Source organism: Streptomyces plumbidurans, from assembly GCF_019857225.1.
Taxonomy (GTDB): domain Bacteria; phylum Actinomycetota; class Actinomycetes; order Streptomycetales; family Streptomycetaceae; genus Streptomyces; species Streptomyces plumbidurans.
In genome coordinates this window covers 91,008-117,798 of sequence record NZ_JAFJSY010000018.1, presented here as the reverse complement: position 1 = coordinate 117,798, position 26,791 = coordinate 91,008, and the positions used below count along the sequence as shown (strand labels likewise).

Sequence of the window (26,791 nt, the reverse complement as noted above, 5' to 3'; positions counted from 1 at the left end):
GGCCGCCCCGCCCGGAGCCACGTACCATGGGGTAAGGCCGTGGCGTGTCAAGCCCGGCAGGGCCCGCGTCACACGGACGCACGCACAGGCCTTCCTCAAGCTCCGGGAGTACGCCGCACTATGGCCACGCGCCACGACATCCGCAACGTCGCCATCGTCGCCCACGTCGACCACGGGAAGACGACCATCGTCGACGGCATGCTGAAGCAGGCCGGTGCCTTCGCCGCGCACCAGCTCGAAGGCGTCGACGACCGCATGATGGACTCGAACGACCTGGAGCGTGAGAAGGGCATCACGATCCTCGCCAAGAACACGGCGGTGAAGTACCACCCCAAGGACGGCGGGGAGGTCATCACGATCAACATCATCGACACCCCCGGCCACGCCGACTTCGGCGGCGAGGTCGAGCGCGGTCTGTCGATGGTCGACGGCGTCGTCCTGCTCGTGGACGCCTCCGAGGGCCCGCTGCCGCAGACCCGCTTCGTGCTGCGCAAGGCGCTCCAGCAGCGGCTGCCCGTCATCCTCTGCATCAACAAGACGGACCGCCCGGACTCCCGCATCGACGAGGTGGTCAACGAGACCTACGACCTCTTCCTCGACCTGGACGCGGACGAGGAGCAGATCGAGTTCCCGATCGTCTACGCCTGCGGCCGTGACGGCATCGCCTCGCTGACCAAGCCGGAGGACGGCACGGTCCCGGCCGACTCCAGCAGCCTGGAGCCGTTCTTCTCCACGATCCTGCAGCACATCCCGGCCCCGACCTACGACGAGGGCGCGCCGCTGCAGGCCCACGTCACCAACCTGGACGCGGACAACTTCCTCGGCCGTATCGCGCTGCTGCGTGTCGAGCAGGGCGAGCTGCGCAAGGGCCAGACCGTGGCCTGGATCAAGCGTGACGGCACCGTCGCCAACGTGCGCATCTCCGAGCTGATGATGACCGAGGCGCTGACCCGCAAGCCCGCCGAGAAGGCAGGCCCGGGCGACATCTGCGCCGTCGCCGGTATCCCGGACATCATGATCGGCGAGACCCTGGCCGACACCGAGAACCCGATCCCGCTCCCGCTGATCACGGTGGACGAGCCGGCCATCTCCATGGTCATCGGCACCAACACCTCCCCGATGGTCGGCCGCGGCGGCTCCGGCAAGGGCGCCGACGCGAAGGCGGTCGTCAAGGACCGCAAGGTCACCGCCCGCCAGGTCAAGGACCGCCTCGACCGCGAGCTGGTCGGCAACGTCTCGCTGCGTGTCCTCGACACCGAGCGTCCCGACGCCTGGGAGGTCCAGGGCCGTGGTGAGCTGGCGCTCGCCATCCTCGTCGAGACCATGCGCCGCGAGGGCTACGAGCTCACGGTCGGCAAGCCCCAGGTCGTCACCAAGGACGTCGACGGCAAGGTCTACGAGCCGGTCGAGCGCATGACGATCGACGTGCCCGAGGAGCACATGGGCGCGGTCACCCAGCTCATGGGCGTGCGCAAGGGCCGGATGGACAACATGTCCAACCACGGCTCGGGCTGGGTGCGCATGGAGTTCGTGGTGCCCTCGCGCGGTCTGATCGGCTTCCGTACGGAGTTTTTGACGCAGACCCGCGGCACCGGCATCGGCCACTCCATCCACGAGGGTCACGAGCCCTGGTTCGGCACGCTGACCACGCGCAACAACGGCTCGCTCGTGGCCGACCGCTCGGGCTCGGTCACCGCGTTCGCGATGACGAACCTGCAGGAGCGCGGCGTGCTGTTCGTGGAGCCGGGCACCGAGGTGTACGAGGGCATGATCGTCGGCGAGAACTCCCGCGCCGACGACATGGACGTCAACATCACCAAGGAGAAGAAGCTCACCAACATGCGGTCCTCGACGGCCGACGTGGCCGAATCGATCGTGCCGCCGCGCAGGCTTTCGCTGGAGCAGTCGCTGGAGTTCTGCCGTGACGACGAGTGCGTCGAGGTGACCCCGGAGGCGGTCCGGATCCGCAAGGTCAACCTGGACGCGCGCGAGCGCGCCCGCGCCGCGAGCCGCGCCAAGCACGGCTGACCCCGAACGGGTTGAAGCCCGGTCGCTCCAAGTGTGGGAGCGGCCGGGCTTTTTGCAACCCGTTTTCGGGCCGTTGTCGTCCGGAATGCGGACCGGTACGCCCGATAGCCATGTAACACGTCCGTTTCGTGGCCTTCTCCTCCCGAACAGTTTGTCCGAGTTTTGGAAGATCTACGCGTCAGCTGTGACTGAATTGAGATTTACAGCGGGTGGTCGGCCCCCTGCTCATGGCAGATAGTTAGCCGCGTAGCTCGGGTCAACGGGGTCCAGCGCTGTGGGGACAGCGCCGAATCGCGAGCGCCAGGGGGTGTCTGACCATCCGTCAGGGGTGTCGGAGGCCGGACATGTGCCCCCACCTGTTGGTGAACACGTGGAGTCATGAGGAGGAGCCCCATGCGCGGTGCCGTGAAGACAAGGTGGTTCGGCTCGCCGCTTCCAGCTGTGTGATCAGGTCCTTTGGCTACGCGCGTCTCTCAGGGAGTTCGCGCGCCGGCGCAGTACCGGGAACCTCTCACATCCACACCTGTGAAATGGGCGAACTGTGACAAGTCCTATCGACGTCGAGGACGGTGGCACCTCGGTCGTCGTCGACGGTGCGATCCAGCCGACGACGACACCCGAGGCCAAGGAGCTTCAGGGCCGGTCCCCCGGCCAGTTGATGTGGATCCGCTTCAAGCGCGACCGCACCGGCGTGATTTCGGCCTGCATCGTGATCTTCTTCTTCCTGATCGCCGCGGCCGCCCCGCTGATCGCGAAGCTGTACGGCAAGAACCCGTACACCGTCTACGCCGACGAGCGTCCCGACCTCTTCGACAGTGCCGGCGTGCCGGTGCAGCCCAACGGCGGCATCAGCGGCGACTTCTGGTTCGGCCTCGAACCGGGCAACGGCTACGACGTGTTCACCAAGCTCCTCTACGGCATCCGCACCTCGCTGATGATCTCCCTTGCCGTCACGGTCGCGACCGTGCTCACCGGCATCCTGCTCGGTGTGACGGCCGGTTATCTCGGCGGCAGGGCGGACTACTTCATCAGCCGGGTCATCGACTTCCTGCTGGCCTTCCCGGCGCAGCTGTTCTTCATCGCCAGCATGCCGGTCGTGGTCTCACTGTTCGTCAGCCCGAAGGACGAGACACCGGTCTACGTCCGGGTGGTCGCGCTGATCATGGTGCAGTGGTTCCTGGGCTGGATGAGCCTCGGACGCATTCTGCGCGGCACCACACTCGCCCTGCGGGAACGGGAGTTCATCGAGGCGGCCCGGGTCAGCGGCGCACCCCCCTGGCGGATCATCCGCCGCGAGATCCTGCCGAACGTGGTCACGCCGATCCTCGTCCAGGGCACCTACATGCTGCCCAACTTCGTGACGGCGGAGGCCGGTCTGTCCTTCCTCGGCGTGGGCATCGTCGAACCGACGCCGGACTGGGGCCAGATGTTCTCCAAGGCGTCGACCGAACTCGTGATGCAGAACGACATCACCTACATGTTCTTCCCGGGCATCTCGATGATCATCTTCATCGTGGCCTTCAACCTGCTCGGGGACTCGGTCAGGGACGCCTTCGACCCCAAGACGGCGCGCTGACCCACGGATTGGGCGTCCTCGCCCGGATACCGGACTGGCACACCTTCGCACTGGTGACACACAGATGGGTGGAAACTGAGTGATGAGTAAGGGCGGACGCCACGCATACGCCGCACTCTCCGTGCTTGCGGCCGGCGCACTCGTGCTGACCGGTTGCAGCAAGGGCGGCAGCGACACCGGCGGCAACAAGAAAGAGGACAAGGAGAACGCCCAGCGGCAGCAGGCGACCATCAAGTTCGGTGACGCCGCCGACTCCCAGGGGCCGGCGCCCGCGGTGCCGGGCGCCAAGAGCGGCGGCACGATCTCCGTGCCGCAGCGCGACAGCATCGCGCACCTGGACCCGGGCCAGATCTACGTCTCGAACGAGAGCCAGCTAGCGCAGCTCTACCACAGAGGGCTCACCGGCTTCAAAGCCACCAGCAACGACGGCAAGCAGCACGAGGTCGTCGGTGACCTCGCCACCGATGCCGGCACCACCACCGACGGCGGCAAGACCTGGAAGTACACGCTGAAGGACAACATCAAGTGGGAGGACGGGTCGCCGATCACGTCCAAGGACGTCCGGCAGTCCGTCGAGCGCCTCTTCGCGCCCTTCATCAACACCGGCCCGACCTATCTGCAGCAGTGGCTGGCGAACACGCCGGGCGCGGACTACCGCAAGCTGCTGCCGGACGGCCCCTACAAGGGCAAGCACCTGCCCAACAGCATCCTCGAGACGCCCGACGACAAGACCATCATCTTCCACTTCAAGACGGCGCACCCCGACCTGCCCTACGCGCTCGGCATGGTGGGCTACGCGATGGTCTCCCAGAAGGGCGACACCAAGGAGAAGTACGACAAGAAGCCGGTGACGAGCGGCCCGTACAAGATCCAGTCGTTCAAGTCCGGCAAGTCGATGGTGCTCACCAAGAACCCCAACTGGGACCCGAAGACGGACCCGCTGCGGCACCAGTACGTCGACCAGTTCAACATCACGTTCAACCAGCAGTTCGAGGACTCCACCAAGGCGCTGCTCGCCAACGGCAGCAGTGACCAGACCTCGGTCAGCTTCCAGAACTCGGTCGACGCGGGCAACCTCTCCAAGGTGCTCAGCGACCCGAAGATGAAGTCCCGTACGGTCAAGGGCTACCAGCCGTTCGTGGGCCAGATGAACATCAACCTGAGCCACCCGGCGATGCAGGACAAGAAGGTCCGCGAGGCCATCGCGTACGCCCTGCCCGTCTCGCCGTTCCAGCGCGCCTACGGCGGCTCCGACGCGATGGACATCCCGGGCGGCATCATCAGCCCGACCGTCAGCGGCTACGACCCGAGCTTCGACCCGTGGGGCAAGAAGGAGAAGCCCGCGGGTGACCCGGCCAAGGCCAAGAAGCTCCTCAAGGAGGCCGGAAAGGTCGGCATGAAGCTGACCTTCGGCTACATCAACTCCCAGGAGGGCCAGGCCTACTCGACCGCCATGGCGGCCGGACTCAAGCGCGCGGGCTTCGACGTCCAGCGCCAGGAGATTCCCGCCGAGTCGTACTACGACCAGGTCAGCAAGATCAAGAACAACTACGACATCTTCAACAGCAACTGGGGCGCCGACTGGCCCTCCGCCTCCACCGTGATCCCGCCGAGCTTCGACGGCCGGCAGATCGCCGACGGTGCCTCGAACTACTCGCAGCTCAACGACCCCAAGGTGAACAGCGAGATCGACCGCATCAACAAGATCACCGACCCGGTCAAGGCCGCGAAGGAGTGGGAGAAGCTCGACAAGCACATCGTGAAGGACATCATCAGCATCGTCCCGACCGGCTACTTCAAGCAGGTCCAGATCGCCGGTTCCAAGATCGGCGGCCTGGCCTACGACGACATCCTCGCCGGTATCGACCCGCGTCGCGTGTACATCAAGTAACCCCCGCCCGACCCGGTGTCCGGCGCGCCGTCCCGCCTCGTGCGGCGCGCGCCGGGCACCTCCCGGTCCGCTGACGCCTGAGAGCTGCCACTGCCATGCTGCGCTTCCTCGTCCGCCGGTCGCTCGGCGCCCTCGTCATCCTCATCCTGCTGAGTATCGTCGCGTTCCTGCTGTTCTTCGGCATGCCGCGGGACCCGGCGCTCCTGATGTGCGGCAAGGGATGCACGCCGGCCAACATCGCGAACATCCACCATGTGCTCGGACTCGACAAGTCGATCCCCGAGCAGTATTGGATCTTCCTGCACAACCTCGTCCTTGGCAGCAACGACTTCGCCCAGGGGCCGTGTCCCGCACCCTGCTTCGGGTACTCGTACCACACCAACGAGCAGGTCTGGGCCACGTTGATGGACCGGCTGCCCACCACCCTCTCGCTCACCCTGGGCGGCGCCGTCTGCTTCCTGATCCTGGGCCTCGGCACCGGCCTGATCGCCGCCTGGAAGCGCGGCACCCTGGTCGACAAGACCTTCACGGCCGGGGCGATGGTGATCAGCTCGATGCAGATCTACTTCCTCGGCCCGCTCGCCCTGGCGATCCTCGTCTACCAGACCCACATCTTCGACAAACCGGCGTACAACCCCATCTCCAACGACCCTGTCGGCTGGTTCACGGGGCTGATCGTCCCCTGGGTGGTGCTGTCCACGATCTTCGCCTCGCAGTACACCCGTATGTCGCGCTCGTCGATGATCGAACAGCTCCAGGAAGAGCATGTGCGCACCGCCCGCGCGAAGGGCATGTCCAGCCGCTACGTCTTCTTCCGCTACGCCTGGCGCGGCTCGCTCATCCCCATCATCACCATCTTCGGCATCGACCTGGGCTCGCTGCTGGGCGGCGCCATCATCACCGAGTACACCTTCGGCCTGCCGGGGCTCGGCCGGCTCGCGGTGGACGCGGTGTCCTTCAGCGATCTGCCGCTGCTGCTGGGCGTGATGCTGTTCTCCGCCACCATGATCCTGCTCTGCAACATCGTCGTAGACGCCGCGTACGCCTTCATCGACCCGCGCGTGCGGCTCGCCTAGGCCGGGTATGAGGAGACTGTCGTGACCACTGTGACCAAGGAAGCAGGGGCTCCCGTACCGGCCGACGCGGGTGCCTTCCTCTCGGTGCGGGACCTGCATGTCAGCTTCAAGACCGAAGACGGCGTGGTGAAGGCCGTCGACGGGCTCTCCTTCGACCTGGAGCGCGGCAGGACGCTCGGCATCGTGGGCGAGTCGGGTTCGGGCAAGTCCGTCACCAATCTGACCATCCTCGGTCTGCACAACCCGCAGTTCACCACCGTCGAGGGCGAAATCCTCCTGGAGGGCCAGGAGTTGACGACGGCCCGGGAGTCGCAGCTGGAGCGGCTGCGCGGCAACAAGGTCGCGATGATCTTCCAGGACCCGCTGACCGCCCTGTCGCCGTACTACACGGTGGGTCGGCAGATCGCCGAACCCTTCATGAAGCACACCGGCGCCTCCAAGAAGGCCGCCTGGGCCCGGGCGGTGGAGATGCTCGGCAAGGTCGGCATCCCCAACCCCAAGGAGCGGGCGAGCGACTATCCGCACCAGTTCTCCGGCGGCATGCGCCAGCGCGCGATGATCGCCATGGCGCTGGTCTGCGACCCCGACCTGCTGATCGCCGACGAACCGACGACGGCCCTGGACGTAACGGTGCAGGCGCAGATCCTCGACCTGCTCAAGGACCTGCAGCAGGAGTTCGGCTCGGCGATCATCTTCATCACGCACGACCTCGGGGTCATCGCCGACATGGCCGACGACATCATGGTCATGTATGCGGGCGGGGCGGTGGAGCGGGGTACGACGGCGGAGGTGCTGCGGTCGCCTCAACACCCGTACACCTGGGGCCTGTTGAACTCCATGCCGCGGCTGGACTCGGACCTCTCCGCGCCCCTCGCACCCATCCCGGGCACGCCGCCCTCGCTGCTCAACCCGCCCTCGGGCTGCCGTTTCCACCCGCGCTGCACCTTCCAGGACCGGGTCGACGGCAACCGCTGTGTCACCGAACGCCCGCTGCTGGCCCCGGACCGCGCGTCCGCGTGCCATCTCACCGCGGAGCAGAAGCACACCATTTTCGTGGAAGAGATCAGGCCCCGGCTGGGCTAGGAGGAGACCCAATGACAGAGGACCTCGTCCTCCCCGCCCCCAGGGACACGGACGTCCCCGCGGGGGAGCCGCTGCTCGAAGTCAGCGGGCTCACCAAGCACTTCCCGGTCAAGGGCGGTTTCCCGATCCGGCGTACGATCGGCGCCGTTCAGGCGGTCGACGGCATCGACCTGACGGTGCACGTCGGGGAGAGCTTCGGCCTGGTCGGCGAGTCGGGCTGTGGCAAGTCGACCACGGGCCGGCTGATCACCCGCCTCCTGGAGCCGACGGCGGGCAAGATCTCGTACCGCGGCCAGGACATCACTCACGCAGGCCGCAAGGATCTCGCGCCCATCCGCTCCGAGATCCAGATGATCTTCCAGGACCCGTACTCGTCGCTGAATCCGCGGCAGACGGTCGGCAAGATCATCTCGGGCCCGATGGAGATCAACGGGATCAATCCGGAGGGGGGCCGCGAGAAGCGCGTACGGGAGCTGCTGGAAATCGTCGGCCTCAACCCCGAGCACTACAACCGCTTCCCGCACGAGTTCTCCGGTGGCCAGCGTCAACGTATCGGTGTGGCAAGGGCGTTGGCCCTGGAGCCCAAGCTGATCGTGGCCGACGAGCCGGTCTCGGCCCTGGACGTGTCGATCCAGGCGCAGGTCGTGAACCTCCTGCAGGAGGTCCAGAGGGAACTGGGCATCGCGTTCCTGTTCATCGCCCACGACCTGGCGGTGGTACGCCACTTCTCGCACCGCGTGGCGGTCATGTACCTCGGCAAGATCATCGAGGTCGGCGACCGGGCGTCCATCTACGCCCGCCCCCGCCACCCCTACACCCACGCCCTGCTGTCCGCCGTCCCCGAGGTCAACCTCTCCGAGGCCGAGGACGCGGGCCCCCGCGAACGCATCCGCCTCGCCGGCGACGTCCCGTCCCCCATCGCCCCACCCTCCGGCTGCCGCTTCCGCACGCGCTGCTGGAAGGCGCAGGACAAGTGCGCGACGGAGGAGCCTCCGCTGGTGCAGTTGTCCGGGAACCACGAGGGGCACCTGACGGCATGCCACTTCCCGGAGGAGCCGTCGACGGAGGCGCGGGAGGAGGACATCGTGCTGGATCCGGCGTTGGCGGCGCTGGAGGAGGATGTTGTCGACGAGGGTTAGGGGTTCTCGGAGGTCGGTGACTTCAGGGAGTTGAGGAAGGATGCGAAGGCTTCGGCGGGGAAGGTGAGGGTGCCTTGGGCCGGGGCCTTGGAGTCGCGGATGGATATGTGAGCCGGGCGCGCGGCTATCTCCAGGCAGTTGTTGCCGTCGCCGCTGCCCGAGTAGGACGACTTCCGCCAGTTGTCGAGGGTGGTCACGGCGCACCTCACAGTTCGTTCACCAGCGTGTGGATGAAGTCACGCGACCGCTCGGGATCGAGTGACGCAGCCTCCACTTTACGAAAGAGCGTGCGGAAAGCGCCGAGTTGGGCCTCCGAGTCGATGAACGCCGCGCCCTGCGGTGCGTCGCGCACGGCTGTGTCGAGCTTGGGTACGGCACCGCCCACGTACATCGGAGGGATTCGCCGGGGCCACGAACGCGATGGGTGATCTGGATCGGGGCCTGGGACACCGACCCGGAACCACCGGAACCGCCGCGACCGCTGGAGCGGGTGGACGAGCTGGAGGAGGGACGAGGCCTGGGCCTCGTCATGGCCTGCGCCGACCACTGGGGCTGGCAGCCGTCGGCGCGGTTCGGCGACCGGGGCAAGTACATCTGGTGCGACCTGGCCGTCGCGTAGCTCGTTGGCCCATGCCTGGGCGTGCCCAGGTCAAGCACATGTGGAGGGCCCTGATGACGGCGATGCAGTACTTCTGGCGGCATCCTCTGGCTGAGCAGGTGCGTGAGGAGGGGCGGGAGCAGGGGCGGGCTCAGGCCAAGGGCGAAATGATTCTGCGCATTCTGGAGTGGCGCAGCATCCCTGTGCCCGATGACGTTCGCGAGCGGGTGGAGGCCTGCACCGACCTGGACAAGTTGGAGGAGTGGGCGCAGCGGGCCGTGCATGCGGCTGACGCGGCGGAGCTGTTCGTCGACGAGTGACCGAGTGACCCAGTAGGCAAGGGCCCCCGTCCAGCCAGACGCGGGCCTTCGGTCCGGCCGACCCTGTTACGTCCGAGGTACCGCACGCCCCGCCCCCGTCCCTATCGTCGGACCGTCCTCGGGGGAGTGGCGTCGTATGCCCCTGCCCCCGGGGCGTCGCGCGAAGGGACGGACATCGCACATTCTCGGGGGGCACCGCTGTGCTGCGTATCCACTTCACCGCCGACGACCTCGCACGGGTCCGGGTCGCCAGGGAACCCGATCCCCTGTGGGAGACGGTTCTCGGCGCTCAGCAACTGCTCATGGGCAGCAGGGGTCCCGCCGTCTTCCGGGGCTGGCGGCAGCGCGCCCGGCAGGTGCTGGTCGAGCGCCGGCTGACCGGACCCGCGCGGCTGCTCGGCACCATCGCCCCGAACAGCGCCTACTTCCCGGACTTCCTGACGCCCGCCGAGGCGGCCGGCGGGCTGCGCGCCGGGCTGGACGCCGTACGGGCCACGGCGCGCGGGCGACTCGCGCGCGACGTGAAGGAGCTGGCGTGCAGCAGGGCGGTCGAGCGGACCGTACTGCCCTGGCTGCGGGACCTCGCGCGCGGGGACGAGGAGCGCATGGCCGATCTGACGGCGGCGCTGCGGGTCGTGCACGACACGGTCATCGGGCCGGACTGGACCGGTACCGCGGCGGCCGTCGAGGGCGCACGCGCCCTGCACACCCGGGCCCTGCGCGACGGCGGTGTGCACGGGCTGCTCGGCGCGCTCGGTCCCGGCATCCGGTGGGAGCCGCCGGTGCTGTACGCCGACTACCCGGTCGAGAAGGACGTACGTCTCGCGGGGCGCGGCCTGCGTCTGGTCCCGTCGGCCTTCTGCTGGCGCACTCCGGTCACGCTGGCCGACGAGGCACTCGCACCGGTCCTGGTGCACCCCGTGGAGCGCTGCGGCACGGCGACCGCTGCGCCGCAGCCGCTGGCCGCGCTGCTGGGCCGTACCCGGGCCGCGGTCCTCGCCGCCCTGCGGGACGCCTCCACCACCGGGGAACTGGCCCGGCGCCTCGGCGTCTCCCCGTCCTGCGCCAGCCAGCACGTGCACGCACTGGTCGCCGCACACCTGGTGATCAGCTGCCGCACCGGCAACCAGGTCCTGCACGTCCTCACCCGGCTCGGCGAGGCGCTGCTGCTCGGCGGCGGCCTCAACTGACCGCCTGAGCTGAGGTTTTCAGGCAGCTGTGAAAGTCGTGGGCCCCCGTGACCCCCTGGCGTCACTCTGAACAGGACCGATCCAACCGCAAGTTCAGGGGGAAACCTGATGTCGATTCGCAAGCTGGCCGCGTCGATGCTCGGTGCGGGCGCGCTCGTGACCGTCTCCGTCCTCGGCGCCACCGGCACGGCCTCCGCCGCGACCGCCGCCGGTACCGTCGAGGGGTGTCCGTCGGGGTACGTGTGCATCTACCCGCAGGACGCGGGCTGGAACGGCGGCCACCCGTCGCTGAAGTACTACACGTACGGCGCGCACAACCTCAGCAACCAGTACGGCGTCCACCGCATCTTCAACAACCAGACCGGCGGCGCGAAGATGCACACCTGCAAGGGCTCCGGCGGCACCCAGTGCGACTCCGGCTACCTGCCGGCGGGCGACTACATGGACAAGAACCTGACCCCGATCAACTCGATCGTGCTGCAGCCGTAGGGCTCCGCCCGGCCAGAAACAGCAAAGGCTCATGCGGCACCTCGTGTGCCGTGTGGGCCTTTGCCGTTCGTACGGGAGGATGCAGCGAGGGGCCGCCGGGGGCGGCGCGGCCCTGGTTCTTGGGGCGGAACAGGAGCGGGAGTTGCTGCATCATGTCGAGCTGTGGGTGCCCGATCTGGAGCGGGCGGCCGGGGCGTGGGGCTGGCTGCTGACGAGGCTCGGGTATACGACGTACCAGAGTTGGGCCGAGGGGCGCAGTTGGCGGTGCGGGGCGACGTACATCGTCGTGGAACAGTCTCCGGCGCTCCGTGGCGGTGCGGAGCACGATCGGATGCGGCCGGGGCTGAACCATCTGGCGTTCCATGTTCCCGGTGGGCGCGGCGAGTTGGACGGCCTCGTTGCGGAGGCGCCCGCGCACGGGTGGGTGGTGCTCTTTCCGGACCGGCATCCCTATGCGGGCGGCCCGGAGCACTGTGCCGCGTATCTGGAGGACGTGGACGGCTTTGAGGTGGAGCTGGTGGTGGGGGACGGCCGGGTTCCCGGTCCTGAGACGGATTCCGGGGCGGCTGGATCCGAGCCTGTGGCCGGCAGCGGGCCGTAGGGTGCCTCGCCGTGACGAGTTCTCCGAACGGCTTTGGGTTGCCGCTGTGGCGTGACCGGCAGTTCGTGCTGCTTCTGAGTGCGCGGGTGATTTCCGTGCTGGGCAACGGCTTCGCGCGTGTGGCGTTGGCGTTCGCCGTGCTGGCGCTGCCCCAAGGGAACGGGGGCCTGCTCTCGTTGGTGCTGGCCTGTCAGGCGCTTCCGCAGCTCGTCCTGATCCTGGTGGGCGGGGTCGTCGCGGACCGGATGTCCCGGTCGAGGCTGATGGCCCTTTCGGACGCACTGGGAGCCGGCGCGTACACCGCTCTGGCCGTCATGGTGCTGAGCGGTCACGCCCCGGTGGTGGCCATGTGCCTGTTCGCGATGGCGGCCGGTACGGCCACGGCCCTGTTCGCCCCCGCGATGGACGGTCTGGTGCCTCTGATCGTGCCCACCGACCGCCTGCAGCGGGCCAACGGGCTGCTGCGGGTGGGGAGAAACGGCTCGATGCTGCTGGGCCTCGCCCTCTCGGGGGTGACCGTGGCGCTGGTCGGTGCCGGATGGGCTCTCGCCCTCAACGCCGCGTCGTTCGTCGTCAGCGCGGTGCTGACGGCCCGGTTGCGGGTGCTGACGCCGGCCCGCGGGAAGGCGTCGGGCTGGGCGGACCTGCGCGAGGGCTGGCAGGAGTTCGCCTCCCGGCAGTGGCTGTGGGCCGTGGTGGCCCAGTACGCGGTCGTCGTCGCCGCGAACAACGCCTACGTCGGCGTCCTGGGGCCGCTGGCGGCCGACCAGTTCCTCGGTGGGTCACGGGCGTGGTCGGTCATCGTGGCCGCGCAGGCCCTCGGCACCATCGTCGGCGCGGGACTGGCCGCCCGAGTACGGGTGAGCCGCCCCATTCTGGTCGCCGTGCTCTGTACGTTCCCGGCCGCCGTGCCGGTCGCCCTGCTCAGTGTGCACGCCCCGGTATGGCTCATCGCAATCGTCATGTTCGGCGGCGGCATCGCGAGCGACGTCTTCGGAGTTCTCTGGGCCACCACCATCCAACGGCGCGTCCCCGAACAGGCCCTGTCCCGCGTCAGTTCCTACGACTGGTTCGGCTCCCTGGCGTTCGCCCCGCTCGGCCTGCTGGTGGCCGGCCCCGTCGCAGCAGCCGTCGGCACGAGCCGCGCCCTGGCCGCCTGCGCGGCCCTGATCGTCCTCGCGACCACGCTGACCCTGTTCTCGCCACAGGTGCGCTCTCTGCGCACCTCGGAAGTCCCACCGTCCCTTGACGTGCCGTCACCGACGACGGCCACTTGAGGGCTCGTACGACCCGCAACCGCCTCAGCGGCGGGACATGTAGATGCCCAGGGCCTTGTGCAGCACCTTGTTGAGCGGATAGTCCCACTCGCCGAGGTATTCGATCGCCTCACCGCCGGTGCCGACCTTGAACCGGAGCAGGCCGAGCAGATGGTTGCTCTCCTCCAGGGTGTCGGTGATGCCGCGCAGGTCGTAGACGCGCGCCCCGAGCCGGTGGGCGTCGGACATCATCCGCCACTGGATGGCGTTGTTCGGCTGGGTCTCGCGCTTACGGCTGGTGGAGGCGCCGTAGGAGTACCAGACGTGCTCGCCCACCGTCAGCATCGTGGCGGCGGCGAGGACGTCGCCCTCGTGGTGGGCCAGGTAGAGGCGCATACGGTCCGGGTCCTCCGCCCGGAGGGCGTTCCACATCTGCTGGAAGTAGGCGAGTGGGCGCGGAATGAAGCGGTCCCGCTCGGCCGTCTCGAGGTAGATCCCGTAGAAGGCGGGCAGGTCCTCGTAGCCGCCCTGGACGACCTTGACGCCGGCTTTCTCCGCCTTCTTGATGTTGCGCCGCCACTGCTGGTTGAAGCCCCGCTGCACCTCTTCGAGGGACCTGCCGGCAAAGGGAACCTGGAACACGTAACGCGGCTGTCCCGCCGCGAATCCCTCTTCACCGGACGGCTCCGTCTGCTGCCACCCCGCCCGGCGCAGCCGGTCGGCGATGTCGAAGGCCGCGGGTTCGTGTGCGGTGGCCTCCACGTCGCGCAGCCGTGCGGCCCGCGGGTCCGCGATCGCGGCCTTGACCGCTTCGGCACTCCAGCGCCGGGCGGCGACGGGCGGCCCCATCTTGACCGAGAAAGCCCCCCGCTCCTTCAGATGAGTGAGCATCGGCCGGAGCCAGCGGTCCAGATCGGGCGCCGCCCAGTCGATGACGGGCCCGTCGGGCAGATACGCGAGATACCGCTTCATCTTCGGCAGCGGCCTGAACAGCACCAGCCCCACACCGACGAGCCGGTCGCCCTCGTCGAACCAGCCCAGACTCTCCGCCCGCCAGTCCGGCTTCACATCTCCCCACGAGGGAACCTGCATATGGCTCACCGAGGGCCGGTCCTGGACGAAGGCCAGATGCTGCTCGCGAGTGATCGCCGCCAGGCGAAGGCTCATGCGCCACGCTCCCTTGATCGGTGCACCAGCCTACTGAGGCGCGACAAGCGAAGAAGGCCCGTGCCGCGCGATGCGCAACACGGGCCTCCCTTTCTGGAGGCAAGACCTTCGCGGGCTCGGGTCAACGGGCCGAGGAGGTCCGCTCCGCCGAGGGGGCGGCCGACGGAAAGGGGTGTGTCAGGCCGCTGCCTCGGGGTCCTTGGCGAGACGGGGGGACGGTACGGTCTCCGCCGTCTCCGGGTAGTGGCAGGCCGTCAGGTGGCCGGGCTTGTTGCCCTCGACCTGGACCAGCGGCGGTGCCTCGCTCGCGCACTTGTCCGTCGCCTTCCAGCAGCGGGTACGGAAGCGGCAGCCGGAGGGCGGGGAGATGGGGGACGGGACGTCGCCGACGAGGCGGATGCGCTCGCGGGCCGGTGTCTCGTCCGCCGTGGCCTCCGGTACGGCCGACAGCAGGGCGCGGGTGTAGGGGTGGCGCGGGTTGCCGTACAGGTCGTCGCGGTCGGCGATCTCGACGATCTTGCCGAGGTACATCACGGCGACGCGCTGCGAGAAGTGGCGTACCACCGCCAGGTCGTGGGCGATGAAGACGAAGGCGATGCCCAGCTCCTGCTGCACCTTCTGGAGCAGGTTGACGACCTGTGCCTGGATGGAGACGTCGAGGGCCGAGACCGGCTCGTCCGCCACGATCAGCTTCGGCTCGAGGGCCAACGCCCGTGCCACACCGATACGTTGACGCTGGCCGCCGGAGAACTCGTGCGGGAAGCGGTTGTAGTGCTCGGGGTTGAGACCGACGATCTCCAGCAGCTCGCGCACGCGCTTCTCGCGGCCGCCCGCCGGGTTGATGTCGTTGATCTCCATCGGACCGGCGATGATCTTGCCGACCGTCTGGCGCGGGTTCAACGACGCGTACGGGTCCTGGAAGATCATCTGGATCTCGGAGCGGATCGGCGCCAGGCGCTTGCGCCCTGCGTGGGTGATGTCCTGGCCGCGGTAGGAGATCTTGCCCGCCGTCGGCTCAAGGAGGCGCGTGATCAGCCGGCCCGTCGTCGACTTGCCGCAGCCGGACTCACCGACCAGGCCCAGGCTCTCGCCCGTGGCCACCTGGAAGTCCAGGCCGTCGACGGCCTGCACGGCGCCGATGGTGCGCGGGAACGGGAAGCCGCCCCTGATCGGGAAGTGCTTGGTCAGCCCGGAGACGTCCAGGAGGGGGGTGGTGTCGCTCATGATGGTGAAATCCCGTCTCGTGTCCGTCAGTTGTGCCGCGACGCGGCCACGTCGGCGAAGAACTCCGCGCGCTGTTCGAGCGAGAGGTGGCAGGCCGAACCCCGCCCGTCGATCAGGTCGAGCAGCGGTTGCTCGGTGGAGCACAGCCCGCCCGCGACCTTCTCGGTGAACGTGCAGCGCGGGTGGAAGCGGCAGCCGGACGGAGGGTTGAGCAGCGAGGGCGGCGAACCCGGGATCGGGTTCAGCGGTACGTCGACCGGGCCCTCCAGGCTCGGCATCGAACTCAGCAGGCCGAGCGTGTAGGGGTGCTGCGGGGTGCGCAGCACCTCCTCCTTCGTCCCGCGCTCCACGCACCGGCCGCCGTACATCACCAGCACGTCGTCCGCGATGTCGGCGATGACACCGAGGTCGTGGGTGATGAAGATGATCGCGGTGCCGAACTCCTGCTGGAGATCCTTGAGCAGGTCCATGATCTGGGCCTGCACGGTCACGTCGAGGGCCGTCGTGGGCTCGTCGGCGATCAGCAGTTCGGGGTCGCAGACCAGCGCCATGGCGATCATCGCGCGCTGGCGCATACCGCCCGAGAACTGGTGCGGGTAGTCGTCCACCCGCATGTCCGGCTGGGGGATCCCGACGCGCCGGAGCATCTCGATCGCCCGCGCCCGGGCCTCCTTCTTGGAGGCGCCGGTGTGCTTGCGGTACGTCTCACCGATCTGCGTGCCGATGGTGTGGTACGGCGACAGCGACGCCAGCGCGTCCTGGAAGATCATCGACATCTTGTTGCCGCGCAGCCGCTCGAGTTCCCGCTCGGTGGACGTGAGCAGGTCCTTGCCGTCGAGCAGGATCTCGCCGTCGATCGCCGTGCGGTCGCGGTCGTGCAGGCCCAGGATCGTCAGGTTGGTGACGGACTTGCCGGACCCCGACTCGCCCACGATGCCGAGGGTCTTGCCCTTGGCCAGGTCGAAGGAGAGGCCGTCGACGGCCTTGACGACGCCGTCCTCGGTGGAGAAGTGGACCTTCAGGTCCCTGACGGAGAGGAAGGTCTGCTGATCGGTGCTCGTCACGGGGACGCTCCAGGGGTGATGCGGGGGAGTCGGGGGCAGGGCGGCGGAGGTCAGGAGAGCCGGATCCGCGGGTCGATGAGGGCGTAGACGGCGTCGACGATGATGTTGAAGAACACGATCGCGCCGGCCGACAGCACGGTGACGCCGAGCAGCATCGGCAGGTCGCTGCGGTTCACGGACGACAGCGCGAGGCGGCCGACGCCCTGGAGGCTGAAGACGGACTCCGTGATGATCGCGCCACCGATGAGGGTGGCGAGGTCGATGCCGAAGATGGTGACGATCGGACCCATGGCGCCGCGCCAGGCGAACCGGAAGAAGACGTTGCGGCTGGAGAGGCCCTTGGCCCGGGCCGTGCGCACGTAGTCCTCGCTGAGCGTCTCGACCAGCTGGGAGCGCGTCATACGGGTGTAGTTCGCGGTCCAGATCAGGGAGAGCACCAGCCAGGGCAGCAGCAGGCCGGAGGCCCAGGAGACCGGGTTCTCCGTCAGCGGCGTGTAGGACGGGTTGTCCAGGATGTTCAACTTGGCGACCAGCAGGTACATCGCGAGGTAGCCGACGAAGTAGATCTGCATGGAGGACGCCACCAGCGAGGCCGAACTGGCCACCTTGTCCTGCCACTTGCCCTGCTTGACGGCGGCCATCATGCCCGTGCCGATGCCGAAGATCAGGAAGACAACGGCCGAGCCGAAGGCGAGCGAGAGGGTCAGCGGCAGCCGGTCCAGGATGGTGCCGAGCACGGGCTGGTTGTTGGCGAAGGAGTAGCCCAGGCACGGGGCGTTGCAGTGCCCGAAGCCGGAGTAGTCCCGACCGACGAAGATGCCCTTGAGCCAGTCCCAGTACTGGACCGGGATCGGATGGTCGATGCCCAGGTTGTGCCGGATCTTCGCGAGCATGTCGGGCGTGCAGTTCTTGCCGCAGGACATTGTGGCGGGGTCACGCGGAACGGCGTAGAAGAGCCAGAAGGTGACAGCGCTGATGATCAGCAGGATGACCAGCGCGCCGAGCACTCGGCGGACGAGGAAGCGGGGCATGAGGGCGTGACTTTCCGGACGGGGCGCCGTCGCCGGGGAGTTGAAAGGAGGGGGGTGGGGCCGCCGCGGGGGGCGGCCGTCGCAACGGCCGCCCCCCGGTCGGCTTACTTCTTGGCGTACAGCTTGCAGAGCGCGACGCAGGTGTTGCCGGCGTCGTAGATGACGTTGCCGACCTTGGACCCGTACATCCAGTTACGGATGGAGTGGTAGTCCGGGACGACCGGGGCGAGCTCCATGATCTGCCGGTCGATGGCACCCCAGGCCTTGTTGGCCTGGTCCGTGTCCGCAATCGTGGAGGCCTGGTCGATGGCCTTGTTCACGCTCGGGTCGTTCAGCTGGGCGTAGTTGCTGCGGCCGTCGCCGATGTTCTTGCCGCTCCAGCAGGGGTAGAAGACCGAGTAGCCGTTCGGCCAGTCCGGGCTCCAGCCGGCCGCGAACAGGTCGTAGCCGTTGTCGATCTTGCCGATCTGGGTGTAGAAGGTCGACTTGTCCACCTGCTTGTTGACGACCTTGAAGCCGGCCGCCTCCAGGGCGTTCTTGATGGCGACGGCCTGCTTCACCGCGTTGTCCGACTGCTGGTAGGCGATGACCACCTTCTGGCCGACCTTGCCGGCCTCCTTCAGCAGGGCCTTGGCCTTCGCCGGGTCGCCACCGGGCTTCTTCTCGACGCCGTAGAGGTCGAAGTGCTGGTAGCCGGGCGTGACCGGGCTGAGGATGGTGCTGGCCAGCTCGCTGGTGGCCTTGCCGCCGCGGATGGTCTGCAGCTGCTGGTGCGGCCAGGCCCAGTTGATGGCCTGACGGACCTTGACGTCCTTGATCCGGGTGGTGTTGATCGGCCAGTAGTAGGTGACCGTGTCGACCTGGGTGAGGACGCGCTTCTTCAGCTTGGCGTTGGTGAGGACCTGGGCGGTGCGCTCCGGGGCCACCTCGTTGAAGATCGACATCGTGTACTGGTCGTTGCCGCGGTCCGCGATGTAGCGGTCCGTGGAGGCCACCGACTCGAAGCCGAACTGGAAGACGAACTTGTCCGGGTACGCGTTGCGGATCGAGTCCGTCTTCGGGTCCCAGTGCTCGTTGCGCACGTACGTCAGCGACTTGCCGATCTGGCGGTCGGAGATCTTGTACGGGCCGAGGGCGAACGGACGCTTGTCGTACTTCTGCTTGGTGTCCTTCTTCTTCGACACCAGGTTGTAGCCCGGCATGGCGAGCGTGTAGTTGAAGTCGGCGCGGGCCTCGGTGAGGCGGAAGGTGATGGTCTTGCCGTCGATCTCGATGGAGTCGAGGCTCTTGCCCTCGTAGGGGCCCTTGTACTTGTCGCCGCCGACCATCCACTGCTGGACGTAGCGGGGGCCCTCGGTGACCCAGGAGGCGAAGAGGCGCTCGAAGGTGTGGCGGACGTCGTCCATGGACAGCTCGGAGCCGTCCTCCCACTTGATGCCGTCCTTGATCGTGAACGACCAGGTCTTGCCGCCGTCCTTCATGGTGCCGGCGTCGGTGGCGACGTCGCCGACCAGCGTGGCGCCACCCTTGTTGTCGATCTTGTAGCCGGTCAGGCCGCGCAGGATCGGGCGGGTGATGGCGCCCTCGGTGGAGACGTAGATCTGGGCCGGGTCCAGGTGGTCCATGTCGAACTGGTCGAGGGAGTAGATCGTGCCGCCCTTGACCGCACCCGGGACCTCCGGCGCGGGGCCGGTGGAGTCGGACTTGGAGCCGACCGGGATGTTCATGGTCTTGGCGCCGGAGACCGAGGGGACGTTGTCCTTCGACGAGCCGCCGCCTCCGCCGCTGCCGCCGCAGGCGCTCAGCACGGTGGTGCCGGCCGCGGCCACACCGGTGGCTATCAGGAAGTTTCTGCGGGAAAAGGACATGCTGAGCCTGCCTCTTTGTGTGAGTCGTGACGAACGGGACCGGCCGGGCGGCGATCCGGCCGGGACGGGGAGCTTTGGTTACCGCTTGGATTTCGGGTCGAGCGCGTCTCGCACCGAGTCACCGAGCAGGTTGAAGGCGAGGACGAAGATCACCATCGACAGGCCCGGGAAGAGCATGAAGGTGAAGTCCTCGGTGTAGAACTGGGCGCCACGAGCGATCATGACGCCCCAGTCCGGCGTCGGGTCGATCATGCCGACGCCGAGGAAGGACAGACCCGCCTCCGAGGTCACGAAGAGGGGAAGGAGCAGCGTGAACTGGATGATGATCGGCGTCCACAGGTTGGGGAGCAGCTCCTTGAACACGATGCGCATGGGGGATGCGCCCGTGATCTTCGCCGCCTCGATGAACTCCCGCTCGCGCAGGCCGAGAACCTGACCGCGCAGCAGCCGGGCGATGCTCGACCAGCCGAAGAAGGACAGGACGATGATCAGCGAGATGGCCCGCAACGAGGTCGGGATGTCGTCGTCGGGGGCGACGAAGAACCCGAAGACGACGGGCATGAAAGCGATGAAGAACAGCGTCGAGGGGAACGACAGCAGGATGTCGATGACCCGGCCGACGAGGTAGTCGACCTTGCCGCCCAGATAGCCCGCCGTGACGCCGATGAGGACGCCCAGGACGGTGGTGAGGATGGCGGCGGCCGCCGCGATGCCCAGGGAGTTGCGGATCGCGTACAGCAGGAACGTGAAGACGTCCCGCCCGAGCTGGGGCTCGATGCCGAACCAGAACTGCGAACTCATGCCGCCGTTGGGGCCCGCCGGGTACGAGAACGCGTTCAGCAGGTCCGGGTTCTGGCTGGCGTACGTCGTGTACGGGTCCTTGCCGTACAGCTTGGCGATCAGCGGCGCGGCGACCGCGATCACGATGAAGAAGATCACGATGTAGGCGGATATAACGCCTGTGCGGTCGCGTTTGAAGCGAGTCCAGGCCAGTCGCCCGGGTGAACGGCTGTCGCTGCCCTTGGGGGTGGAGGGCAGAGGTGACGTCTCGACGCTTGCGTCGGTCACCTCGAGCGGGGCAGCCGCCGATGGAGTAGGGGGGGTCATGGTGCTCCTGGCCCAAGGAGGTCTGGTGACTCCGCAGGGCGCTCCCTACGGGCTACGCCGGACTTTTTCAACGCAATTCGTTCAAGGTCAATAAATTCTCACTCGGCTTGGCGTTCTATTTACCTTCTTTGCCTTTACTTGGTCGATCTGTAGCTACGCGTGTAGCGCGCCGTAATCAACCCGTGTCCGGATTCGGGCCAACTACGCGAAACGGGCAACGAGTTCGATATGCGGATGCCTCCGTATCGGAATCCGTACATCTTGGCGTAACAATCCAACGGTTCGGCATCGGATCGCGAAGATCCATTGCGCTCTTCACCGAAGATCCACGAGCGCTGCGCCGCCGTCGTGCGCCCATCCGGATGGCATACCCCGTTCAAGATCCCCCAATGGCCTCGGTCCGTGTGCGCTATGTCGCCTCTGAGTTGATATTTGCCGGTAATGGACTGGCAGTCATGAGGAGGCACTCCATGCGTGGAGCCACGCACGCCAAATGGGCCGCAGGCGCGGCGGCGGTCGCACTCGCCGCGACGGCCTGCGGGGGCGGCGGCAGCGACAACGGCGGTGGCAGTGGTGACAGCGGTGCGGTGCTCAGCTCCTCCTGGGGGGACCCGCAGAACCCGTTGGAGCCGGCCAACACCAACGAGGTGCAGGGCGGCAAGGTCCTCGACATGATCTTCCGGGGGCTGAAGCGGTACGACCCGAAGACCGGTGCCGCCAAGGACATGCTCGCCGAGAAGATCGACACCTCGGACTCGAAGAACTTCACCGTCACCGTCAAGAGCGGCTGGAAGTTCAGCAACGGCGAGCCGGTCACCGCCAAGTCCTTCGTGGACGCCTGGAACTACGGCGCCAGCCTGAAGAACAACCAGAAGAACGCGTACTTCTTCGGCTACATCGAGGGCTACGACAAGGTCCACCCCGACAGCGGCAAGCAGACCGCCGACACGCTCTCCGGCCTGAAGGTCACCGGCGACCGCACCTTCACCGTCAAGCTGTCCCAGAAGTTCTCGACCTTCCCCGACACCCTCGGCTACCCGGCGTTCGCGCCGCTGCCCAAGGTCTTCTTCAGCGACCACGCCGGGTGGATCAAGAAGCCGGTCGGCAACGGGCCGTACGAGATCCAGTCGTACACCAAGGGTTCGAAGATGTCCCTGCGCAAGTGGGACGCCTACCCCGGCACCGACAAGGCCAAGAACGGCGGTGTGGACCTCAAGGTCTACACGGACAACAACACCGCCTACACCGACCTGATGGCCGGCAACCTCGACCTCGTCGACGACGTCCCCGCCGCCCAGCTCAAGAACGTCAAGGCCGACCTCCAGGGCCGGTATCTGAACACCCCGGCCGGCATCATCCAGACGCTCGCGTTCCCCTTCTACGACAAGAACTGGAACAAGAGCGGCTCGGAGAAGGTCCGCAAGGGCCTGTCCATGGCGATCAACCGCAAGCAGATCACCGACACGATCTTCCAGAAGACCCGTACCCCGGCCACCGACTGGACCTCCCCGGTCCTCGGCGAGAAGGGCGGCTTCCAGGACGGGCTGTGCGGGGGCGCCTGCGAGTACAACCCCTCCGAGGCCAAGAAGCTGGTCAAGGAGGGCGGCGGGCTGCCCGGCGGCCAGGTCAAGATCAGCTACAACGCGGACACCGGCTCGCACAAGGAGTGGGTCGACGCCGTCTGCAACTCCATCAACAACTCGCTCGGCAACGACAAGGCCTGCGTCGGCAACCCGGTCGGCACCTTCGCCGACTTCCGCAACAAGATCACCGCGAAGAAGATGTCGGGTCCGTTCCGGGCCGGCTGGCAGATGGACTACCCGCTCATCCAGAACTTCCTGCAGCCGCTCTACTACACCAACGCCTCCTCCAACGACGGCCACTGGTCCAACAAGGACTTCGACAAGCTGGTGAACCAGGCCAACAGCGAGACCGACACCGCCAAGGCGATCTCGCTCTTCCAGGACGCCGAGAAGGTCGTACGGGACAACATGGCCGCCATCCCGCTCTGGTACCAGAACGGCAGCGCCGGCTGGTCCGAGCGGCTCTCCAACGTCGCCCTCAACCCGTTCAGCGTCCCGGTCTACGACGAGATCAAGGTGGGTTGAGCGCCCATGGGCAGATACGTGGTCCGGCGTCTGCTCCAGATGATCCCCGTGTTCATCGGGGCCACGCTGCTGATCTTCCTGATGGTGAACGTGATGGGCGACCCCATCGCGGGACTGTGCGGCGAGCGGCAGTGCGACCCGGCCACGGCCGCCCAGCTGAAGAAGGAGTTCGGCCTCGACAAGCCCGTGTGGCAGCAATACCTGACCTACATGGGCAACGTCTTCACCGGCGACTTCGGCACCGCCTTCAACGGCCAGAAGGTCACCGAGCTGATGTCGACGGCGTTCCCGGTGACCATCCGGCTCACGATCGTCGCGATCATCTTCGAGATCGTCATCGGCATCACCCTCGGCGTGATCACGGGACTCAAGCGCGGGCGCCCGGTCGACACCTCGGTCCTGCTGCTCACCCTCGTCGTCATCTCCGTCCCCACCTTCGTCACCGGCCTGCTGCTGCAACTGCTGCTCGGTGTCGAGTGGGGCTGGATCAAACCGTCCGTCTCGCCGGACGCGAACTTCGGCGAACTGATCGTGCCGGGCCTGGTCCTGGCCTCCGTCTCCCTCGCCTACGTCACCCGGCTGACCCGCACCTCCATCGCGGAGAACCGGCGCTCCGACTACGTCCGCACGGCCATCGCCAAGGGGCTGCCCCGCCGGCGAGTGATCGTCCGGCATCTGCTGCGCAACTCGCTGATCCCCGTGATCACCTTCATCGGCACGGACATCGGGGCCCTGATGGGCGGCGCGATCGTCACCGAGCGGATCTTCAACATCCACGGCGTCGGCTTTCAGCTCTACCAGGGCATCCTGCGCCAGAACACCCAGACCGTGGTCGGCTTCGTGACCGTGCTGGTGCTGGTCTTCCTGGTCGCCAACCTCCTCGTCGACCTCCTGTACGCCGTACTCGACCCGAGGATCCGCTATGCCTGAGCCGTTCGAGTCCGAGGGCGCCATCTCCGGCGCGGGCATGGGCGGGGCGATGGACCTCGCGGTGGCCGAGGGGCAGACGCTGGAGACGGCACCCGGCGGGCCGGACGGCACCGGCCCGGCGGGCAGACCCCGCTCCCTGTGGTCGGACGCCTGGCGGGACCTGCGCCGCAACCCCGTCTTCATCATCTCGGCCCTGGTGATCCTCTTCCTGGTCGTCATCTCCCTGTGGCCCTCGCTGATCGCCTCCGGCAACCCGCTCAAGTGCGACCTCGCCAAGGCCCAGGAGGGCTCCCAGCCGGGCCATCCCTTCGGCTACGACGGCCAGGGCTGCGACGTCTACACGCGGACCGTGTACGGGGCCCGCAAGTCCGTCACGGTCGGCGTCTGCGCCACGCTCGGCGTCGCGCTCCTCGGCTCGGTGCTGGGCGGGCTCGCGGGCTTCTTCGGCGGGTTCTGGGACTCGCTGCTGTCCCGCATCACCGACATCTTCTTCGCGATCCCGGTCGTCCTCGGCGGTCTGGTCCTGCTCTCCGTCGTCACCAGCAACACCGTCTGGCCGGTGATCGGCTTCATGGTGCTGCTGGGCTGGCCGCAGATCTCGCGCATCGCCCGCGGCTCGGTGATCACCGCGAAGCAGAACGACTACGTGCAGGCCGCGCGCGCCCTCGGCGCCTCCAACTCCCGCATCCTGCTGCGGCACATCGCGCCCAACGCGATCGCGCCGGTGATCGTGGTGGCGACCATCGCGCTCGGCACGTACATCGCCCTGGAGGCGACCCTGTCGTACCTCGGCGTGGGCCTCAAACCCCCCACGGTCAGCTGGGGCATCGACATCTCGGCCGCCTCCCCCTACATCCGCAACGCCCCCCACATGCTGCTGTGGCCGGCCGGCGCCCTGGCCGTCACGGTGCTGGCCTTCATCATGCTCGGCGACGCGGTGCGCGACGCCCTCGATCCGAAGCTGAGGTCATGACGCGATGCTGCTCGAAGTGCGGGATCTGCAGGTGGAGTTCCGGACCCGGGACGGAATCGCCAAGGCCGTCAACGGGGTCTCGTACAGCGTGGACGCGGGGGAGACGCTCGCCGTGCTCGGGGAGTCCGGGTCCGGCAAGTCCGTCACCGCGCAGGCGGTCATGGGCATCCTCGACATTCCGCCGGGGAAGATCACCGGCGGCGAGATCCTCTTCCGCGGCCAGGACCTGCTGAAGTTCAAGGAGGACGAGCGGCGCAAGGTGCGCGGGGCCGAGATGGCGATGATCTTCCAGGACGCGCTGTCCTCCCTCAACCCCGTGCTCTCCGTGGGCGACCAGCTCGGCGAGATGTTCCTCGTGCACCGGGGGATGTCGAAGAAGGACGCACGGGCCAAGGCCGTCGAGCTGATGGACCGGGTGCGCATCCCGGCCGCCAAGGAGCGGGTCAAGGACTATCCGCACCAGTTCTCCGGCGGCATGCGCCAGCGCATCATGATCGCGATGGCGCTCGCCCTGGAACCGGCGCTCATCATCGCCGACGAGCCCACCACCGCCCTCGACGTCACCGTCCAGGCCCAGGTGATGGATCTGCTCGCCGAGTTGCAGCGCGAGTACAACATGGGGCTCATCCTCATCACTCACGACCTCGGCGTGGTCGCGGACGTCGCCGACAAGATCGCCGTCATGTACGCGGGCCGGATCGTGGAGTCGGCCCCGGTGCACGACATCTACAAGGCCCCCGCGCACCCGTACACCAGGGGCCTGCTGGAGTCGATCCCGCGCCTGGACCAGAAGGGCCAGGAGCTCTACGCCATCAAGGGCCTGCCGCCCAACCTCATGAACATCCCGCCCGGCTGCGCCTTCAACCCCCGCTGCCCGATGGCCCAGGACGTGTGCCGCACCGATGTGCCACCCCTGTTCGAGGTGGACGAAGTGCGGCGCAGCGCCTGCCACTTCTGGAGGGAGTGCCTGCATGGCTGAGCCGATTCTGCAGGTCAGCGGGCTGGTCAAGCACTACCCGCTGACCCAGGGCATCGTCTTCAGGAAACAGGTCGGCGCCGTGAAGGCCGTCGACGGCGTGGACTTCGAGCTGGGCCGCGGCGAAACCCTCGGCATCGTCGGCGAGTCCGGCTGCGGCAAGTCGACGGTCGCCAAGATGCTGGTCAACCTGGAGAAGCCGACGGCCGGCGAGATCCGCTACAAGGGCGAGGACATCGCGCGCCTGTCCGGCAAGGCCCTGCGCTCGGTGCGGCGCAACATCCAGATGGTCTTCCAGGACCCGTACACCTCCCTCAACCCCCGGATGACCGTGGGCGACATCATCGGGGAGCCCTACGAGATCCACCCAGAAGTGGCCCCCAAGGGCGACCGGCGCACCAAGGTCCAGGAACTGCTGGACGTGGTGGGGCTCAACCCCGAGTACATCAACCGCTATCCGCACCAGTTCTCCGGCGGCCAGCGCCAGCGCATCGGCATCGCGCGGGGGCTCGCGCTGCGCCCGGAGATCATCGTCGCCGACGAACCGGTCTCCGCGCTCGACGTCTCCGTCCAGGCCCAGGTGATCAACCTTCTCGACCGGCTGCAGAGCGAGTTCGAGCTGTCGTACATCTTCATCGCGCACGACCTGTCGATCGTCCGGCACATCTCGGACCGGGTCGGGGTGATGTACCTCGGGCGGATCGTGGAGACCGGCCGCGACAGCGAGATCTACGAGCATCCGACGCATCCGTACACCCAGGCGCTGCTCTCCGCCGTCCCCGTGCCCGATCCGGAGGCGCGCGAGCACCGGGAGCGGATCATCCTGGCGGGCGACGTGCCGTCCCCGACGAACATCCCCTCCGGCTGCCGCTTCCGCACCCGCTGCTGGAAGGCGCAGGAGCGGTGCGCGCTGGAGGTGCCTGCGCTCGCGGTGCCCGCCGAGTTCCGGTTCGCGACCGGCCCCGCCGCGCACGACTCGGCCTGCCACTTCGCGGAGGAGAAGCAGGTGGTGCCGCCCGAGGAGACGCCGGAGGAGGCCCCGAAGGAGCCGTCGGAGCAAGAGGAGTAACACGCAGGCAACTCCGCCGACCCGCAT

At 67.6% G+C, this 26,791-nt stretch carries 23 protein-coding genes and 2 pseudogenes; 17 read left to right on the top strand and 8 right to left on the bottom strand.

From position 1 onward, the window contains the following. Nucleotides 1-120 precede the first annotated feature (120 nt). From typA to JYK17_RS15280, 6 genes are all read left to right on the top strand, one after another. Nucleotides 121-2,028, top strand: a complete 1,908-nt coding sequence (typA, locus tag JYK17_RS15305; protein ID WP_108013930.1) for a translational GTPase TypA — start codon at nucleotides 121-123, stop codon at nucleotides 2,026-2,028. A 541-nt stretch (nucleotides 2,029-2,569) separates the two neighbouring features. Further along, a complete protein-coding gene (locus JYK17_RS15300) occupies nucleotides 2,570-3,604 on the top strand; it encodes an ABC transporter permease (protein ID WP_108013931.1) in 1,035 nt (344 codons plus the stop codon). Nucleotides 3,605-3,686: 82 nt separating this feature from the next. Then, complete coding sequence (locus JYK17_RS15295; protein WP_108013932.1) at nucleotides 3,687-5,495, top strand: ABC transporter substrate-binding protein; 1,809 nt, start codon at nucleotides 3,687-3,689, stop codon at nucleotides 5,493-5,495. 95 nt (nucleotides 5,496-5,590) lie between these two features. After that, nucleotides 5,591-6,571, top strand: coding sequence for an ABC transporter permease (locus tag JYK17_RS15290; RefSeq protein WP_108013933.1), 981 nt, complete (start codon nucleotides 5,591-5,593; stop codon nucleotides 6,569-6,571). Nucleotides 6,572-6,592: 21 nt separating this feature from the next. Next, nucleotides 6,593-7,654, top strand: coding sequence for an ABC transporter ATP-binding protein (locus tag JYK17_RS15285; RefSeq protein WP_108013934.1), 1,062 nt, complete (start codon nucleotides 6,593-6,595; stop codon nucleotides 7,652-7,654). Nucleotides 7,655-7,665: 11 nt separating this feature from the next. Next, nucleotides 7,666-8,793 (top strand): ABC transporter ATP-binding protein, encoded by a 1,128-nt coding sequence (locus JYK17_RS15280; protein ID WP_108013935.1) that lies wholly within the window; start codon nucleotides 7,666-7,668, stop codon nucleotides 8,791-8,793. Here JYK17_RS15280 and JYK17_RS15275 read toward each other — a convergent pair. Together JYK17_RS15275 and JYK17_RS15270 are read right to left on the bottom strand one after the other, a co-directional pair. Then, complete coding sequence (locus JYK17_RS15275; RefSeq protein WP_222810546.1) at nucleotides 8,790-8,990, bottom strand: DUF397 domain-containing protein; 201 nt, start codon at nucleotides 8,988-8,990, stop codon at nucleotides 8,790-8,792. The two genes, JYK17_RS15280 and JYK17_RS15275, sit on opposite strands and share 4 nt — an antisense overlap. An 8-nt stretch (nucleotides 8,991-8,998) precedes the next feature. After that, nucleotides 8,999-9,184 (bottom strand): annotated as a pseudogene (locus tag JYK17_RS15270) (Scr1 family TA system antitoxin-like transcriptional regulator); the annotation flags it as partial. Between JYK17_RS15270 and JYK17_RS15265 the strand changes: the two are divergent. The 6 genes and pseudogenes from JYK17_RS15265 (at nucleotide 9,128) to JYK17_RS15240 (ending at nucleotide 13,268) form a co-directional block, all read left to right on the top strand. Continuing rightward, the gene (locus JYK17_RS15265; RefSeq protein WP_372465125.1) at nucleotides 9,128-9,412 is read left to right on the top strand and encodes an ATP-binding protein; all 285 of its coding nucleotides are present in this window, start codon (nucleotides 9,128-9,130) and stop codon (nucleotides 9,410-9,412) included. The pseudogene JYK17_RS15270 and the gene JYK17_RS15265 sit on opposite strands and share 57 nt — an antisense overlap. A gap of 26 nt (nucleotides 9,413-9,438) precedes the next feature. Then, nucleotides 9,439-9,711, top strand: a pseudogene (locus JYK17_RS15260) (hypothetical protein); the annotation flags it as partial. Nucleotides 9,712-9,911: 200 nt separating this feature from the next. Then, nucleotides 9,912-10,901, top strand: a complete 990-nt coding sequence (locus tag JYK17_RS15255) for a winged helix-turn-helix domain-containing protein (RefSeq protein WP_128801998.1) — start codon at nucleotides 9,912-9,914, stop codon at nucleotides 10,899-10,901. 108 nt (nucleotides 10,902-11,009) lie between these two features. After that, nucleotides 11,010-11,390: a hypothetical protein gene (locus JYK17_RS15250; protein WP_181362544.1), complete on the top strand. Its 381-nt coding sequence runs from the start codon at nucleotides 11,010-11,012 to the stop codon at nucleotides 11,388-11,390. Between the two features lie 142 nt (nucleotides 11,391-11,532). Next, complete coding sequence (locus JYK17_RS15245; protein WP_108013939.1) at nucleotides 11,533-11,991, top strand: VOC family protein; 459 nt, start codon at nucleotides 11,533-11,535, stop codon at nucleotides 11,989-11,991. Nucleotides 11,992-12,002: 11 nt separating this feature from the next. Next, nucleotides 12,003-13,268, top strand: coding sequence for an MFS transporter (locus JYK17_RS15240; RefSeq protein WP_308011685.1), 1,266 nt, complete (start codon nucleotides 12,003-12,005; stop codon nucleotides 13,266-13,268). A 24-nt stretch (nucleotides 13,269-13,292) separates the two neighbouring features. On the opposite strand, the gene JYK17_RS15235 is transcribed toward JYK17_RS15240, so the two are convergent. The 6 genes from JYK17_RS15235 to JYK17_RS15210 form a co-directional block, all read right to left on the bottom strand. Continuing rightward, a complete protein-coding gene (locus JYK17_RS15235) occupies nucleotides 13,293-14,414 on the bottom strand; it encodes a lipid II:glycine glycyltransferase FemX (RefSeq protein WP_108013941.1) in 1,122 nt (373 codons plus the stop codon). A 177-nt stretch (nucleotides 14,415-14,591) separates the two neighbouring features. Continuing rightward, nucleotides 14,592-15,638, bottom strand: a complete 1,047-nt coding sequence (locus JYK17_RS15230; RefSeq protein ID WP_108013942.1) for an ABC transporter ATP-binding protein — start codon at nucleotides 15,636-15,638, stop codon at nucleotides 14,592-14,594. A 26-nt stretch (nucleotides 15,639-15,664) separates the two neighbouring features. Continuing rightward, a complete protein-coding gene (locus JYK17_RS15225; protein WP_108013943.1) occupies nucleotides 15,665-16,702 on the bottom strand; it encodes an ABC transporter ATP-binding protein in 1,038 nt (345 codons plus the stop codon). Nucleotides 16,703-16,752: 50 nt separating this feature from the next. Then, nucleotides 16,753-17,733: an ABC transporter permease gene (locus tag JYK17_RS15220; protein WP_108013944.1), complete on the bottom strand. Its 981-nt coding sequence runs from the start codon at nucleotides 17,731-17,733 to the stop codon at nucleotides 16,753-16,755. A 104-nt stretch (nucleotides 17,734-17,837) separates the two neighbouring features. Further along, a complete protein-coding gene (locus JYK17_RS15215) occupies nucleotides 17,838-19,601 on the bottom strand; it encodes an ABC transporter substrate-binding protein (protein ID WP_108013945.1) in 1,764 nt (587 codons plus the stop codon). Nucleotides 19,602-19,679: 78 nt separating this feature from the next. Next, nucleotides 19,680-20,708 carry an ABC transporter permease gene (locus JYK17_RS15210; protein WP_181362545.1) on the bottom strand — a complete coding sequence of 343 codons (1,029 nt, stop codon included), beginning with the start codon at nucleotides 20,706-20,708 and terminating at the stop codon, nucleotides 19,680-19,682. Between the two features lie 470 nt (nucleotides 20,709-21,178). Between JYK17_RS15210 and JYK17_RS15205 the strand changes: the two genes are divergently transcribed. From JYK17_RS15205 to JYK17_RS15185, 5 genes are read left to right on the top strand one after another with little or no spacing between them, the layout of a single operon-like run. Beyond that, complete coding sequence (locus tag JYK17_RS15205; protein ID WP_108013947.1) at nucleotides 21,179-22,816, top strand: peptide ABC transporter substrate-binding protein; 1,638 nt, start codon at nucleotides 21,179-21,181, stop codon at nucleotides 22,814-22,816. Nucleotides 22,817-22,822: 6 nt separating this feature from the next. Continuing rightward, nucleotides 22,823-23,746: an ABC transporter permease gene (locus tag JYK17_RS15200; RefSeq protein WP_128801994.1), complete on the top strand. Its 924-nt coding sequence runs from the start codon at nucleotides 22,823-22,825 to the stop codon at nucleotides 23,744-23,746. Then, nucleotides 23,739-24,719, top strand: coding sequence for an ABC transporter permease (locus JYK17_RS15195; RefSeq protein WP_108013949.1), 981 nt, complete (start codon nucleotides 23,739-23,741; stop codon nucleotides 24,717-24,719). Before JYK17_RS15200 ends, JYK17_RS15195 begins: the two co-directional genes overlap by 8 nt. 4 nt (nucleotides 24,720-24,723) lie before the next feature. Then, nucleotides 24,724-25,698 carry an ABC transporter ATP-binding protein gene (locus JYK17_RS15190; protein ID WP_108013950.1) on the top strand — a complete coding sequence of 325 codons (975 nt, stop codon included), beginning with the start codon at nucleotides 24,724-24,726 and terminating at the stop codon, nucleotides 25,696-25,698. Beyond that, on the top strand, nucleotides 25,691-26,764 hold the full coding sequence (locus tag JYK17_RS15185; RefSeq protein WP_108013951.1) for an ABC transporter ATP-binding protein: 1,074 nt from the start codon (nucleotides 25,691-25,693) through the stop codon (nucleotides 26,762-26,764). The genes JYK17_RS15190 and JYK17_RS15185 overlap by 8 nt, the downstream gene beginning before the upstream one ends. The last annotated feature ends 27 nt before the right edge of the window (nucleotides 26,765-26,791 follow it).

Coding starts and splice junctions, on each gene's coding strand:
- typA (WP_108013930.1), top strand. CDS start 121: ATGGCCACGCGCCACGACATCCGCAACGTCGCCATCGTCGCCCACGTC.
- JYK17_RS15295 (WP_108013932.1), top strand. CDS start 3,687: ATGAGTAAGGGCGGACGCCACGCATACGCCGCACTCTCCGTGCTTGCG.
- JYK17_RS15290 (WP_108013933.1), top strand. CDS start 5,591: ATGCTGCGCTTCCTCGTCCGCCGGTCGCTCGGCGCCCTCGTCATCCTC.
- JYK17_RS15280 (WP_108013935.1), top strand. CDS start 7,666: ATGACAGAGGACCTCGTCCTCCCCGCCCCCAGGGACACGGACGTCCCC.
- JYK17_RS15250 (WP_181362544.1), top strand. CDS start 11,010: ATGTCGATTCGCAAGCTGGCCGCGTCGATGCTCGGTGCGGGCGCGCTC.
- JYK17_RS15235 (WP_108013941.1), bottom strand. CDS start 14,414: ATGAGCCTTCGCCTGGCGGCGATCACTCGCGAGCAGCATCTGGCCTTC.
- JYK17_RS15230 (WP_108013942.1), bottom strand. CDS start 15,638: ATGAGCGACACCACCCCCCTCCTGGACGTCTCCGGGCTGACCAAGCAC.
- JYK17_RS15220 (WP_108013944.1), bottom strand. CDS start 17,733: ATGCCCCGCTTCCTCGTCCGCCGAGTGCTCGGCGCGCTGGTCATCCTG.
- JYK17_RS15215 (WP_108013945.1), bottom strand. CDS start 19,601: ATGTCCTTTTCCCGCAGAAACTTCCTGATAGCCACCGGTGTGGCCGCG.
- JYK17_RS15210 (WP_181362545.1), bottom strand. CDS start 20,708: ATGACCCCCCCTACTCCATCGGCGGCTGCCCCGCTCGAGGTGACCGAC.
- JYK17_RS15205 (WP_108013947.1), top strand. CDS start 21,179: ATGCGTGGAGCCACGCACGCCAAATGGGCCGCAGGCGCGGCGGCGGTC.
- JYK17_RS15200 (WP_128801994.1), top strand. CDS start 22,823: ATGGGCAGATACGTGGTCCGGCGTCTGCTCCAGATGATCCCCGTGTTC.
- JYK17_RS15195 (WP_108013949.1), top strand. CDS start 23,739: ATGCCTGAGCCGTTCGAGTCCGAGGGCGCCATCTCCGGCGCGGGCATG.
- JYK17_RS15190 (WP_108013950.1), top strand. CDS start 24,724: ATGCTGCTCGAAGTGCGGGATCTGCAGGTGGAGTTCCGGACCCGGGAC.
- JYK17_RS15185 (WP_108013951.1), top strand. CDS start 25,691: ATGGCTGAGCCGATTCTGCAGGTCAGCGGGCTGGTCAAGCACTACCCG.